General features: G+C 58.5%; 16 protein-coding genes and 1 pseudogene. 9 read left to right on the top strand and 8 right to left on the bottom strand.

The window, feature by feature from the left end; genetic code table 11:
- Positions 1-461: 461 nt before the first annotated feature.
- A complete protein-coding gene (locus tag EK23_RS23755; protein WP_158002556.1) occupies positions 462-614 on the top strand; it encodes a hypothetical protein in 153 nt (50 codons plus the stop codon).
- A gap of 9 nt (positions 615-623) precedes the next feature.
- Here the strand turns inward: EK23_RS23755 and EK23_RS19850 are convergent, their stop codons facing one another.
- The 5 genes from EK23_RS19850 to EK23_RS19830 all read right to left on the bottom strand — a co-directional run bounded on the left by EK23_RS19850 (position 624) and on the right by EK23_RS19830 (position 3,382).
- Entirely contained in the window at positions 624-1,073 is a 450-nt protein-coding gene (locus EK23_RS19850) for a DUF2442 domain-containing protein (RefSeq protein WP_045227145.1), read from the bottom strand.
- Positions 1,066-1,314, bottom strand: a complete 249-nt coding sequence (locus EK23_RS19845; protein WP_045227144.1) for a DUF4160 domain-containing protein — start codon at positions 1,312-1,314, stop codon at positions 1,066-1,068. The genes EK23_RS19850 and EK23_RS19845 overlap by 8 nt, the downstream gene beginning before the upstream one ends.
- Positions 1,315-1,488: 174 nt before the next feature.
- Positions 1,489-1,653, bottom strand: coding sequence for a hypothetical protein (locus EK23_RS23750; protein WP_158002555.1), 165 nt, complete (start codon positions 1,651-1,653; stop codon positions 1,489-1,491).
- 85 nt (positions 1,654-1,738) lie between these two features.
- A complete protein-coding gene (locus EK23_RS19835; RefSeq protein ID WP_045227143.1) occupies positions 1,739-2,008 on the bottom strand; it encodes a hypothetical protein in 270 nt (89 codons plus the stop codon).
- A 168-nt stretch (positions 2,009-2,176) separates the two neighbouring features.
- On the bottom strand, positions 2,177-3,382 hold the full coding sequence (locus EK23_RS19830) for a hypothetical protein (RefSeq protein WP_052808385.1): 1,206 nt from the start codon (positions 3,380-3,382) through the stop codon (positions 2,177-2,179).
- 261 nt (positions 3,383-3,643) lie between these two features.
- Here EK23_RS19830 and EK23_RS19825 point away from each other — a divergent pair, with 261 nt between their 5' ends.
- On the top strand, positions 3,644-3,961 hold the full coding sequence (locus EK23_RS19825; RefSeq protein ID WP_045227142.1) for a hypothetical protein: 318 nt from the start codon (positions 3,644-3,646) through the stop codon (positions 3,959-3,961).
- Positions 3,962-4,108: 147 nt separating this feature from the next.
- Here the strand turns inward: EK23_RS19825 and bstC are convergent, their stop codons facing one another.
- From bstC to bstA, 3 genes are read right to left on the bottom strand one after another with little or no spacing between them, the layout of a single operon-like run.
- Positions 4,109-4,954: a sterol transporter outer membrane protein BstC gene (gene bstC, locus EK23_RS19820; protein ID WP_200892199.1), complete on the bottom strand. Its 846-nt coding sequence runs from the start codon at positions 4,952-4,954 to the stop codon at positions 4,109-4,111.
- Positions 4,955-4,958: 4 nt separating this feature from the next.
- Positions 4,959-5,795: a sterol transporter periplasmic substrate-binding protein BstB gene (gene bstB / locus EK23_RS19815; protein ID WP_045227140.1), complete on the bottom strand. Its 837-nt coding sequence runs from the start codon at positions 5,793-5,795 to the stop codon at positions 4,959-4,961.
- The gene (gene bstA / locus EK23_RS19810) at positions 5,788-8,496 is read right to left on the bottom strand and encodes a sterol transporter cytoplasmic membrane protein BstA (protein WP_045227149.1); all 2,709 of its coding nucleotides are present in this window, start codon (positions 8,494-8,496) and stop codon (positions 5,788-5,790) included. Before bstA ends, bstB begins: the two co-directional genes overlap by 8 nt.
- A 587-nt stretch (positions 8,497-9,083) precedes the next feature.
- Between bstA and EK23_RS19805 the strand changes: the two are divergent.
- The 7 genes and pseudogenes from EK23_RS19805 to EK23_RS22165 all read left to right on the top strand — a co-directional run.
- Positions 9,084-9,491, top strand: a pseudogene (locus EK23_RS19805) (integrase core domain-containing protein); the annotation flags it as partial.
- 658 nt (positions 9,492-10,149) lie between these two features.
- Positions 10,150-10,659, top strand: a complete 510-nt coding sequence (locus EK23_RS19800) for a hypothetical protein (RefSeq protein WP_045227139.1) — start codon at positions 10,150-10,152, stop codon at positions 10,657-10,659.
- 58 nt (positions 10,660-10,717) lie between these two features.
- A complete protein-coding gene (locus EK23_RS22810; protein WP_082054364.1) occupies positions 10,718-11,053 on the top strand; it encodes a sulfatase-like hydrolase/transferase in 336 nt (111 codons plus the stop codon).
- Positions 10,981-11,436: an alkaline phosphatase family protein gene (locus EK23_RS19795; protein WP_235282222.1), complete on the top strand. Its 456-nt coding sequence runs from the start codon at positions 10,981-10,983 to the stop codon at positions 11,434-11,436. Before EK23_RS22810 ends, EK23_RS19795 begins: the two co-directional genes overlap by 73 nt.
- 45 nt (positions 11,437-11,481) lie before the next feature.
- Positions 11,482-12,609 (top strand): hypothetical protein, encoded by a 1,128-nt coding sequence (locus EK23_RS19790; protein WP_235282220.1) that lies wholly within the window; start codon positions 11,482-11,484, stop codon positions 12,607-12,609.
- A 31-nt stretch (positions 12,610-12,640) separates the two neighbouring features.
- On the top strand, positions 12,641-12,952 hold the full coding sequence (locus EK23_RS19785; protein WP_045227136.1) for a hypothetical protein: 312 nt from the start codon (positions 12,641-12,643) through the stop codon (positions 12,950-12,952).
- An 81-nt stretch (positions 12,953-13,033) separates the two neighbouring features.
- The gene (locus EK23_RS22165; protein WP_052808384.1) at positions 13,034-13,324 is read left to right on the top strand and encodes a hypothetical protein; all 291 of its coding nucleotides are present in this window, start codon (positions 13,034-13,036) and stop codon (positions 13,322-13,324) included.
- Positions 13,325-13,429: the final 105 nt, after the last annotated feature.

The raw sequence follows: 13,429 nt of genomic DNA, 5'->3' as shown, positions 1-13,429 counted from the left end.
CATCAGGGTAAGATGTGTTGCGGTCGCACTCCCCTACAAACGCTTCACGCTGGAAAGGAGGTGTGGAACCAGAAAGTCAGCCAGTTGAATCTGATCTGACAACCCAGCGTACCCAAAACGGGTAACTGTCAGATCAGGTCGCGACTTCTACAGATTAACCAAAGAGTTAGCTTCCGTTTCTTTCGCTCGAATACTGTTGATTTTTCTAGGCACGGGTGGTCGTATGCAAACTCATAATCCTTTGGTCGTAGGTTCGAGTCCTACAGGGCCCACCATAAAATCAAAGGTTTGCGCTGATGCAAGCCTTTATTTTTTTCTAATGAAACAAGTGACCAAAGCAATTGGCGAAACTCTGCGTCCGATCATCGCGCATGATCCCATTCGAGCCCAGGAACAGCGGGATCAGCTTCAGCAAGCCATCGACGAACTGACCAGGATGGCCGACCCGTGGACCCGCAAGCTTGATTCTGAAGATGAGGGTCAATCCCCGAGGTCGGAAACTATCGGACAGCGGCGCCAAGGCGCGGTTCTATGACGCGGTCTGCGACGCTTATCAGGCGCGCTTCATTCGGGTCGATTTGAAATCAGAGTTGTTCACCTACGAGATCGATTAGAGGGCTCTGTTAGGTGGATGGTTGATTCTTAGGCTTAGGCAGGTTGGATTGCTTGCGGGGTCGGCCGCCGAGTCGGCCATTTGCCCTGGCTGCAGCAGCTTTGCCAGGAGTAGATGCTTTCCCCCCAATTCTTCCGAGCTCCGCCATCCAGCGCTTCGATCCGAGCAGACCCCGGATCAGGGTGGGAACATATAGGTCGGCATCGAGCTGCGGCCAATGCAAGCCAAGCCCTTTCTGCTCGACAATCACATCCGCGAGTTGTTCCGGAGTGCCGTTCTCGAGTCCCTGTGCTGCTGCAGGCGCGAATCGGATCTCTATACCGGTATCCAGTTCGACCACGATCTTTCCATCCTTGTAGCCAGCAGAAACCGCTAAGGGGCTCTGTTGGCGCACCGCTTGTCCACGCTTGTCGGCATGTTCAAGTTCCGCGTCGAGGTGGTGATCAATCCAGTCAGACATAGCCGTGAATCCTCTGCCAGGCATTGCACAGGTTGGTTAGGTTGCCGTCAATCTCTTCCAGGATCTGCCGGAGTTGAGCGCGTGGGAGTCCATGGTTTTCACGCAGCGAGGGGCGTCCGTTTGGGCAATCCAAGTTGATGACAGCGCTCCCCTCCGCAGCAATGACGTGGACATGGGGTGATCGGTGATCGTTTGGATAGATCACCACCCGCATTCCGTTGAAGGCCATTACCGTGCGCATGCCGAAAGTGTATCACATAAACCTAACCGAGTTTGGGTTTTGTTCTGGTCACATCGGTGGTGAAGTCCTTCGGCAATCCTGAAGCTCAGCACGACCTGACCCAGTGCACCTCAGTTCGAGTTGATAGCCATGGGCTCGTCGGCTTGGGTAGTCTGGATTTCCTTCGAGGATCTCCTATTTGATTGGCAAAAACAGCAAGAGCGGATTGCCGTGGGAGGGCGAGAAGCCCAGTCGCAAATAAAACCCCGAGGCCTGTTCATCGAGGCCGTCCACTAACAGTCCGACCACGCCCGCATAATGCTGAATCTGTCGGGCGCGGGTCAGGGCATAGACCAGCAATAGTTCCCCCCATTCCTTTGCGCTGGCAGCGCAGATCGACCGCCAGTCGACCCAGTCGGATACCCGGTATGCGATTTTGAGGATCTTACCACCTGCGTTCCCTGGCGGATTGGCGAGACTGCTGTTTCACGGACCGCTTGTGCTGCCGGCATTCGGGGCGGTTGCCGCCCATTTCGCGGCACTTATCCTTGGCTTCGCGCGCAGCATCGCGGCCTCCCTGTCTAATGTCGCGAGCACCCTGCCGCCGTTCCATGCCCTCTGTTTGCGCGTAGCTAGACGTGGTCCAGATCAGCAGCCCGAATATGCCGAGAACCAAAACCAGTGTACCCAACCGAAAACCGTTTTTCGCGTTCATGACCTGGCTTCTGTATGCATGCCGCGTGACGCGGCGTCGCCGATATCGGTCGTTTCCCTATTCTAGGCCCTTGCGAGTTGGCTTCGACTCCCTCGAAGGTTATTCCAGCATGCAAAACGTTCAAGGGCTTTCGGCCCAAGACAGTGCTTCCAAGACAGGCACACGTTCCTAAGCCAAGCTGGACAGAATCTTGAGTAGCATGTCCTTGATCGGCACCACGATGGCGAACAGGGCCAGCAATGGGATTCCGGCAGGCAGGGCGATGGCCGTGATTGCCGTCTTGCCCAGGGGCGCCGTCCGCATCTTAGTCACTGCCTCGTAAAGGCTCAGGGTGTCAGCCACCGGGCCAAGTTCCGGCGCATCGAGCAAGGGTGATTCGTCAACCGGCTCGCGCTGAATCCAGCGACGGTGCACCAAACGTCCGTGCTCTCCGATCAGGGCGCCGTATTCAAGGACGGCACGGCGCTTCGCCCCCTCCAGTTTGGGAATGAACACCAGGAGCGGCGCCAGGCACAACACCACCACGATAATCAGGAAGACAAGGGCGACAGCCTTGAGAGACACAACATGGCCCCCGTGATAAACCACCTCTTGAGCCAGTCGTGCAGCCAGCACGGCGGATACCGCGAAGGCAAACAGGCTGAATGCCGAGGGTAGCTTTTCCAGAAAACCCAACCCGCCCGCGCGGTCGGGATGCGTGGGCACCAAAGCCAGGTTCAATGCCGCTATGAGTTTAAGCAAAAGGAACGCCAGGACCAGGCGCCACAACCAGGCAACGAGCAGGGCGACGAAGATCGGCCGCGCCATATAGGCCAGCCACCAGCTGCCGAATCCCAAACGAAGGGATGCCGGCTCGCCTTCGGTCGTCCAAATCAGCTCGTGCTCTGAGGCGGGTGAAGGCCCCAGTGCAACCCAGGCGACAATGACCACCCAGGGATGGGAACTGTTGCGTAGCCGGACGATTCCCTCCAGGACTTTCCGGAACTGGCCCCTTTGTTCATCACGCACTAGACCGGACGTCAAAAAATACGGGATGAGTTGGGTCGTCACTCGATGCGCCATGCCCTCGACGAAGATAAGCAGAGGGACGGCCACCAGAAAGCGAAAATGGATGCCATAGTGCTGCAGTAGCGGTTCGCCCACGCCCCCTGGCATCGCCCGCCCTTTTAAGACTGCCCAAACCGCGATCGGCAGCCAAGCCAGCAGTGCGAAAAACAGCGCCCGCCGGATCAGCCCCAAGCCTTGGTGCGGTATCAACCCGATGCGGCGTTGCAGGCGGAAAAACGGATCGCCCTGGATCAGGGACAGTTCAAATAAGGTTTGGCCCAGCTTCCGCCTTACGGCACGGAGGTAACGGATCGGTCCTTGGGCCAACCAGCGGCCAGCCGGCCGTTTCGGCTACCGCCGCCATGGCCTCTGCTCGGCATGTTCTCGCTGCCGTGTTGCACTGCGGCGGCACCCGCCTCAGCCCTGGAGCGGGCATCGCCCGCACCATGCGCGGCGCAGTGGGAAGCCGTGAGTCAGCCGGGAATCTCGGCAAAGCATGGTGCAGCCGATCAGGGTGCTGCCTGTGCCAGCGATTATCCCCCTTGGGCTCTGACACGGTGGACTTGGTCCTGGGAGGGTTGGGATGGATTGCACTATGCCTTCCTCAGGCAGAACCGTTCGGGGTGGGCCTGGCCCGTCGACGAGGACAAACCGGCCGGTCTGTTCCTGGACCGGATGCTTCTCACGGGAAAGATCGGCGGACGCATGGATCTCGACGCGGCCTTCTTTGTCAACGGAGATGGAATGGAGCCCGTCGCCAATCAAGTCGAAGCCCGTCGCTGGCGGATCCACACCTCGGGCGATGCGACCTTGCGCGGTCGTATTTTCAGCAGGTGCGAACGTTTACTGACCAAGTGGCTGGCATTGCAAGCGGCGCGAGGTATTCTGCAGGTCGGGAACTGCTGAAGAAGACGATGCTCAAGACCTTGGAGCGCCTCAAGGCAGGCCTCATTGCCCAATAAGGGTGGAGAGGAAATTGTCGGTGTTGCCCGGTTTGGGATAAGTTGCAGCGGCTAGAAGAATGTGCGGTTCACGAACGTTGCCTGTTTTTGATCAAGGGCGGCTCTCTAAAAGGGCCTGTGCCACTGGCTGGGAGCGGTGCAATGCGCCTTCCACTATCTCCTGCTGAAATGCCTCAAATTCCTTTTGCCAGGGGATCTTGCGGTAGCCCCAATCCCCTTCTTCTAGCAGCTTCAAACCCAATGCGAGTTCGGTCTTGATCTGGGCGGCATACGCGTCGTTGTCGTCTTCCCAAAGCGCTTGTGCGTAGAACAGGTGGTTGAGGGGATGGTCAGGATATTCATTGACCGCTTGCCGAAGAAGTTCGAGCGCCTTGTCGATGTCGCCAATACCGCTGGGCCAAGCCGGGGCCTTCAGATAAAGCGCCCCCAGGACCCGAAGCGGGCCGCCGTCATCCAGTCCCGGGTTGAGCGCCACCGCTCGCTTCAGTTCGCGCTCAAGTCGCTCCAGATTGTCCATGGCCAAGGCGACGTGCTCTCGCACCGTAAGGCCAAGGTTGGTTGCCAGATAGTAGTGGACCGCCCCATCGTTGTCGCCGCCCAGGGCAAGGGCGGCCTCGGCAAAGCTCACGCCTTCCGCCGCCAGTTTCTCGCGTTTTTCCGGATCGAACTCACGTTCGGCCAGATGGAGGCACAAGCGGCTGCCCAAGGCGGTGCGGCGCAGATCCGGAGACTTGTTGCCGCGTAGTAACGTCAAGGCGCAGGCCAGCGTGTGGGTGTCCGTCGAGGCGTTGAGCTGGTCTTGGGATTCGGCCAGTGAACTGGCCGTCAGTTTGGGGCAGTCCGAGAGCCTACCGAAAGACACCCGATCCTGCGGAATTTCGGCGCAGCTCGTCAGGAACATTAGCGCGGCAAAGGTAAGGAGAGACGACTTGCGCAAAGCCTTATTTCCTTCCCCAGAGTTTGACCATGGGGTCGAAAACGCCCGATTCCGCTTTGACAAATGAGTCGATCCCGAACAAGTCGCACAGCTTCTTGCCTTCGGCGTCCGTGCACAGGCCCTCCACCCCTTTTGCAAAACGGCCGCGCTCGTCGGCGTTCGTTTTGGCGCTGTCGGCTGCTACGCCCATCAGCGGAATTGACTCGGACGTAAAGATCGCCGCGACCGTGGACTGCATCGAGAGCGCAGACAAGCCGGCATACTGCTGCTCGTTGAGGATGACGGCGTCCAGTTCCCCCTTGTCAAGGGAGCGCAGCGCCCTGATGGCTTGGTTGGTCGGCTTGAGGGAGAAGAATGTGGCGGGATCGAGTTTCCCGGCCAGGACGATCCTTTGGATGAACGCATCTTCCTTCAGAACGGTTCCGCCCAGAGTCTTGCCCTTGAGTTCTTCAAGGTTCCTGAATTTGTCTTTCTGGACAATGATGCGGTACTGTTCGGAGGTCCGCCCTTTGATCCTGGGTTGGACCAGCGGCTCGAGATGACTCTGTGTACGCAATTCGAGAAAAAGCCCCAAGGAAATGATGGCAAATTTCGGATGCTTTTCGGCCATCCAATTCCGGCAGTCATCCAGGTCGGTGGTGAATTGGCTGGCGAAGCTTTCGGCCTGCCAGCCGCCGACACGCTCCACCACGTGCAGCATGGAACTCATGGCGCCATTGGCATCCTTGGCGTTTACGGCCCCACCGGGATAGCACACAAGGATGACTTCGGGAGCGGTCGCGGCGGCGCCGATGGGGATCAGCAGACAGGCAAGCAAGAGGGCTAATCGGATTTTAGGCATTATTTTTTTTCCTTGGGTCGATCAACTGCCCGATGGCCGGCGCCACGAACAAGGTTGCGGCCAGACAGCAAGCCAGTCCGATGGTGATACTCACCCCCAGGGTGGACACCCCCCGGTAGCTGGCCAAGGTGATTGCGCCCAGACCGGCCAGTTCGGTGCCTGCGGCAAGGCCTATGACCTTGCCCGCAGTCAGGCTGATCTGCAACGGGGTTTGATTTTGCAATTCGCGCCAGCGATAACTGAACCATATGCCGTAATCCACGGCGAGGGCAATCATCAGCGGCAGGGCGATGATATTGGCGTAATTGTACTGGATACCGGCTAGTGCCATCACTCCCAGCATCCAGCCGCCGCCAATAAGCAGAGGCAGGGAAGTCAGCAAGAAGCCCGTGACGTTCCGAGTAACCAGCAAAATCCAGAGCAGGCAGACTCCCAGGGCAAGCAGTGTTCCGCGGTCAAAGCTTTCCACCACGGATCTGGCGAATGCCTGGTGCGTGGTGGGGAAGCCGGTCGCATCCGGCGACACGCTGTATACATCGTGCATGAGCTGATCAAGGTTGGCCGGCTTATACACCGACTTGGCAGGGAAGGCGTAGACTGCCATGCTGCCGTCAGCGCCGAAGAAGCGCTCGCGCAAGGCGGGGGGCAATTGCGCGGGTGTGAAAGGCTTCGCCTGCCGCCAGGAGGCAAGGTGGCCGATGCCCACTTCCGCCGCGTCCAGCAAGGCCCGCAAATAGCTCTCGCTGCGTTCCCTCGCCAGCCTGGGGTCGGCATCGAGCCTTGCCTGGATGGCTTCCATTCTTCCCCGCAAGTCTTCGAGTGACTTTACCAGATCGGCGTGTCCGGCCGAAAATGCCTGTTCCTCAGCCTCGTCGACGAAGGCGAGCGAATTCTCCAAAATCGACCGCAAAAGTCCGAAGGATGTCTCGGACAGACCTGCCCGTGCCAGTGCCGCGAGCTTCCGTGCGTTTTCCAGTCGGTCGGCGGCATCCCCAATTCTTATTGCGGCACGAAGGCGGTCGTCAGCATCTTTCGGGAAGAACATGGCTACTGATTGCACTTTCGCGATGGACTGGAATTTGACCGCCTCGGCGGTGATTCGTCGCGCCTGCTCCATGTCCCCGGCGGTGAAGATGACGACCTCCGCCTGATAATCGCTCTCCGCCACCATCCGGCGCTGGTAAAAAGCGGCCTGGGAATCCTTCGGAAGCATGGAAAGCACGTCGTAATTGAAAGGGATGGAAAAGCCCCGGACTAAACCGAAGGCGGCACCGCCCAATGCGGCGACCACGATGATGGCGACCGCAAGGGGGGGGTAGGCCCCGGTTATTCGAATACCGCATGTTTGAGCGGCGGCCGGCGGCCGGCTTTTCAGCCTCGGGGGCAGCAAGGCATATAGCGCTGGCTGGACCGTCCAGGTGCTGATGAGGATCATCAGGACTCCTTTGGCCGCCACCACGCCTAGTTCAGCGAAGCCGGGGAAATCCACCGTCGCCAGCGTGCCGAAAATCAGCAGCGAGGCCCCGCCAGCGGTGAGCACCGCGACGAATGACGAGCCGATGCCGGCGCCGATGGCTTCCACCAAAGGTTTTCCAATTCGCCGCTCCTCGGCGATGCGTGACGAGGTAAAGATGCCATAGTCCGCTCCGAGACCGAACAAAATGGCGATGAAAGCCGCCGTGATGATGGTCAGGTGGCCGACGGTGACCAGTGCCAGTCCCAGGCTCCAGAGGACGCCCAGCCCCATGGGGACGAAGATCAGCACGGCCCAGCGCAGGCTGCGCACCACCAGCAGGATCAGAGCCGCGACCAAGCAGGCCGAAGTGACGACCACAAGGGCAATATCGTGGCGGATATTGACGAATTCCTCGTATTCGATGGCCGGCAGCCCGGTCAGCCCCACCGTTGGCGCTGGGCGGCCTTCTGCCTTGGCTTGTTCGGCGAGGTTTGAAGCCACCGCTTTGACCTTGTCAACGAAAGGGCCAAGGTTCTTGAAGTCTTCGGAAGGATTCCTCGGGTGGACGAATACAAACAGCATCCGCCCGTCGTGGGAAGTGAAATGCCCGTCGGCCATTCCTGCCGCTCCCAGGCTGTCTAGCAGATGATTCCAGTCCGGTTTGGCGGGCGCTTGAGTGGCTGAAAGCCAACGCTGCCACTCATCCAGAAAGAAGGCGCTCAGCTTCAAGCCTTCTTCGGCGGTTTTAAGATCGATCCCGAGCTCGGCCAAGGGGGGATGGTTGTGGCTCCAGTCCTGCACCTGGCGCAGCCTGTCTTCCATGCTCCCGCTACTTGCCGCGTCATCCAATAGCGAGCCGAGCCGCTCCAGTTTCTCGGGCGAAATCAGTAAATAGGCGTGCTGCAGGAGAAAGTCGAGGTCCAGGCGGTCGGTGGTCTGGCTGATTTCAGGCTCGATGCGCAACGCATCGGCCAGTTTACCCGCAAAATCTTGCAGATCAGGACGCGGTGCACCTTCTAATACGACGATCAGATCCGAGGCAGCGCCAAAATTCTTCAGAAAGCCATTGAAACGCTTCGCCACGTCGGTGTTTTGGGGCAACAACGCCTGCCGCGACGTGTAGACGGGCAATTGCGCAGTCCCCCATCCGGCCAACAGGGACAGCCCCAAAGCAAATGCCAATACCCACCAAGGATGCCGGGCAAAGCGTTCAGCCAGGCTTGCCGCATAATGGCTGATCGGCATGGAGGGCCGCGCCATTATCTATCCAGGCAGCCCTGTGCAGCCGTGACCTTGTGTGCCTGCCATTCCTAGGAACGCGTGGCGATCTGCCGCCAGTCTTTGGTTATTACAGGAGTCCGACAGGTGAAAGCCTCATCACCTTCTTCGTGGCAAGGCAAGTCGCCGGAAAATAGGAGGCACTTGCAATCAATGACGGCTCGCGGAACACCGCAGATAGGGCTTTTCGCCATTAAGCGACTGCCGGCTGGGGAAACGTCGATCATCATGGGCCCTCGAAACGCATCGTCTATTCTTTCCGAACTGTAGCTGTTGTCGCAGATTCAACGCAGATGCGCTGGGCAAGATACAAATCAAGTCATGGCGAGAATGGAAAGATTCAGCCCAGCCCTGCTGCTTGCTGAAGCGGTTATGCGAATAGCCGCGACTCCAATCTCTGATTAGACAGACTTCTCATTTGTGCCATATTCTGCCCTGTCTCATGAAATACACATAGGCTTATTTGCCTCCCGGAATTTGTTCAAGGGGCATTTCTCGCTCAGTTTTGTTCGCCCTCTTTCCGGCATAAACCAGACGTTCTCATACGGCGCTAGAACGGCCGGAGTTGGCCGTTCCTCGCCGAACACGGGATGGGCGTATTGCGCATCCTGACGGACCGGGGCACCGAATATCGCGGCAAGGCCGAAGCACACGACTATCAGCTCGATCTGGCGCTCAATGACATTGAGCACACCAAGACTCGGGCGCGGCATCCACAGACCAATGGCATCTGGGAACGTTTCCATAAAACCCTGTTGCAGGAGTTTTATAAAGCCGTCTTCCGCAAAAAGCTTTATCTCTACGTGGACGAACTGCAGGCTGACCTGGATGATTGGAACGACCATTACAACCAGGAGCGAACCCACCAGGGTAAGATGTGCTGCGGACGCACGCCCCTACAAACCCTTAACGCTGGAAAGGAGATGTGGGACCAAAAAGTCGGTCAGTTGAATTTGATCTGACAACCCAGCGCACCAAAAAACGGGTAACTGTCAGGTCAGGTCGCGACTTCTACACATAAGAGCCATTCGACCACTTCAGCAATTCAACCTTGGCTTCGGATTTTAGGAACGGCTACGTATGAGTCCTGTCCGCCAACTTCAGCCGCTCGTCTTTTTGTTGAAGTGGTCGTTTTAAGGACGGTTCCATCCAGGAAGCTTTCGCTCGGACGGGTTTAGTTGTCGTCAAGTCGCCGTCGATTTCTGGACGCGTAACTCGAACCTTTTCACCATTTTTTTGGTGGCAGCATCCTTCTCAATTAGGTCGGACCCCAAAGACCGGTGACCATAGGAGATTCTCCTGCACGAAGTTAGAGATAGACATACGTACCGATCAGTCCAAGTCTGGGATCCTCCTGGTAATTTTCGTCAACGCCAATGACGACTCGGAACTGGCTGCCCGCGCGTAGGACGCCGAGGTGGCGGGATTTGTGCAGAAGCTATTCGGCCGCCACGAGCTGCTTGCGGTCCTGTTCCCGGTGCTGGAGGACAGAAGGCCCTTGAATTGACAGCAGGGGCGCTCCCAGTGGATCCTGGACCTGGATTTCGACGCTGCCTTGTGGCGGCACTTTTAGGAAAACCTTTTAGGGCGCTGAGCTGTTCTAAGGTCCGGAGAGAGTACATGAAGCTGCTGAAGACATTGAAGCACGAGGTTATTCTTGTCCTGCCGCCGACCGTGTTTTTTTTCATCACCTTCAGCCTGCTGGTAATGACCCGCCGTTTGACGATGCGGGAGTATGACATCCCGCTCAGCGGCTTCATCAACGCTGTGGTAGGCGCCTTGATTGTCGGCAAAGTCGTTTTGGTCGTCGACAAGTTTCCCTTTGTCAACCGTTACCCGGACAAGCCCCTGATCTTCAATGTCGCCTGGAAAACCGGCATCTACCTCGTGGCAACCCTGCTGGTTCGCTACCTGGAGCATCTGCTGCCGTTTCTGCGCGAGTTCAAAAGCCTCGGCACGGCTCACCAGCACCTCTTGGCCGAGGTGGTGTGGCCCCATTTCTGGCTGATACAAATGTGGTTGCTCGTGCTCTTCTTCGTTTATGTCTCGTTGCGGGAACTGATACGGGCCATCGGTAAAGACACCTTCATTTCACTGTTTTTCGGGGCTGCGCGGCGCGCTTCCGAGTAAACGAAGACAACACGTGGACATTGGGAGATAAGAAAGACAATCCCAAGGGAGAAACGTCATGGTAAATGGCAAGTCTGTCTCGCTAGTTGAAAAGGTGCTGCTCGGCGGGTTCGCGTGTGCGCTGGGCATGAACACCTCGGCGGAAGCGCCGGCCGGAAAACAGTCCGATGGCAAACCGAACATCGTCATCATCTGGGGCGACGATATTGGCCAATCCAACGTCAGTGCCTACTCGCGGGGCGTCATGGGGTACAAGACCCCGAATATCGACCGGGTCGCCGCCGAAGGGATGATGTTCACGGATTACTACGCGGAGCAAAGTTGCACGGCTACAAAGCCGGCAGCAAGACGTTCAAGGTCCATCTGGACGGCTACAACCAGTTGCCGTACCTGACCGGCCAGGAGGCCAAGAGCCCGCGCCAGGAGTTCTTCTATTTCTCCGACGATGGCGATCTCACCGGTCTGCGCTACGACAACTGGAAGGTGGTGTTCGCCCAGCAGCGCAGTCCCGGAACCCTGGCCCTTTGGGGCGAACCCTTCGTGAAGACCCGCATCCCCTGGCTCTACAATCTGCGGACCGACCCGTATGAGAAGGCCAGTGTCACTTCCAACACCTATTGGGACTGGTACATCGACCATGTGTTCCTGCTGGTGCCGGCGCAGCAATACGTCGGCCAGTTCCTGCAGACGTTCAAGGACTTTCCGCCGCGTCAGAAGGCGGCCAGCTTCACCATCGATCAGGTGATGGAACAGTTGAATGCGCCGGTGACCCGCTAGTCCTAAGTGGCTGACCCGCTTCTTCGCCCATTGCGGCTCCGCCGTTTGCGCTCCCGGCAAACGGCAAACTGGATCCCGGTGGGCCGCAACGCCTCTCTGACGCTGTTGATCTTCATGCTGGGACATCCGCGGCCCGGGTCTGCGGAGTGGTCGCTTAGCGGCCGCGGTTCGTTGTTCTACACCGACGATGTGAGCATCTTCTCCGCGACGAGGCGTTTGACCCGCGACGCCGATCCGACACAGCCGGCCCTGGACGCTCGCGTGACCGGCCAGGGCAGCGACGGTGTGTTCGAACCGATGCTGAAGCTATCCAAAGCCTTTGATTCAGGCCTTGGGACCACCACGTTGGATCTTCGTGGGGACGGCTTCATATTCTTCGATCACAGCCAGTACAACAACGGCACCCTGTTCATGCAGGCGCAGCAGGTCTTTCGGCCTGGCACCCGGGTGTTGCTGCGCTATTACTACAACCCGGATTTGTTCATCGGAGACAATGAGGAGCGCCGCTCAGGCCGTTTCCAGATCGTGCCGGAGCGGGTGACCAGCCAGATCGGCTCTTTGCGGATCGATCAGGAAGTGGCTGAAGGCCTGGAAGTGAAGCTCCTGTCTCGCTATGGCACGCGCCGTTACAACAGCGCCTACAGCCAGCGCGACACCGATTTCTGGACGGTGGGGCCGCATCTTGAATGGACGCTTCTACCCGTCGTGACCCTGGGCTTGGCGTACCATTGCGAGCGCGGCCTGGCCAACGGCCGCCACCAGCCGCAATACGGCGACGACGTGTCGTACACTAATCACTACGCTTCGACGGATCTGGACTTCGAGCTGAGCGAGACATTCTCAGTGAGCCTTGCCTTTCATTACGAGCACAACGACTGGTTGAGCCAACTGGAGGAGGATGAACGCAAGTGGGGCAAGGAAAACGTCTATCAAGGTGAGGCCCTGCTGAACTGCCGGAATATCCCCGCAGACCCGTGCCTACACCGGCGTGCAGCATTCAAGTCGCAAGGAAAGCTTCGAGGCCTCGGGAATTCACAATACCAATGTCGGAATCGGGGTGGAAACCCGTTTTTGACCTATCAAAAAGCCTCGACTGGAGACGCCGCCCCATGCCTTTTCCCACGAGCCGTTTCATTTTCTGGTCTGGCGTATACAACGCAGGCCTCGCCCTGATCCTCTGCTTTGTCCGCCGCTCTACGCAGGCATGGGCCTCAATATCTGCGCACCCGTCTGGGGATGGCTCATAGCCGGCTTCCTGGGGTTCACCGCCGCGGTGCTGATCATCTCCGCACGTGACCTGAAACGGCGCGCCTCACAGGTCTATTGGGAGTCGCTGCTACGCTACGCGGCGGCTTTGCTGCTGATACCGGCCGGGCTTTTCGGCGAAGTTGGAAAGATCGCGGCCCTGCTAGGGCTGGGCGACCTGGCCATCGGGCTGGTCTACATGTTTGGCCTGACCAAGGAGCTCGGAGTTTCACACAAGGCGCTGCTGTTCGACTCTGTCACCGAATCTTAAGCTGCACCGAGGAATTTTGTCTGTGCTCAAAGCCCTGACCTCTAGCTTGAGCTCACGCCCTCTCGGCTGTGCTAAGTAGCCATGGGTGTCGCACTGCGCCTGGGCCTTGCTGGTCTCATCCTTCTGGCCGCGGGCCTGCTCGGTACCCGTTACTTTCTGCCGGAGCCCGAGCCGCCCGTGCCCGCCAAGACGGCTTCCCCCGCCGCAAGCGATTCGGCCACGCCCGAGGCCACGGTCGTGGGCCGCGTTGCCTGCGCCAGTTGTCATGCCGAACAGGACCGGTTGTGGCAGGGTTCCCATCATGATCTGGCGATGCAGGAGGTCACGCCCGAAACGGTCCTGGGCGATTTCAACGGTACCGAATTCAAGTAGGACGGCATCAGCACCCGGTTTTTCCGGCGCGGCTCCCAATTCATGGTCAACACCGACGGACCCGACGGCAAAGCGGCTGACTTTGAGGTCAAGTACACCTTCGGC

Source organism: Methyloterricola oryzae, assembly GCF_000934725.1.
GTDB lineage: Bacteria > Pseudomonadota > Gammaproteobacteria > Methylococcales > Methylococcaceae > Methyloterricola > Methyloterricola oryzae.
The sequence above is the reverse complement of the archived record's forward strand: the minus strand, read 5'-3'. Positions and strand labels throughout refer to the sequence as shown.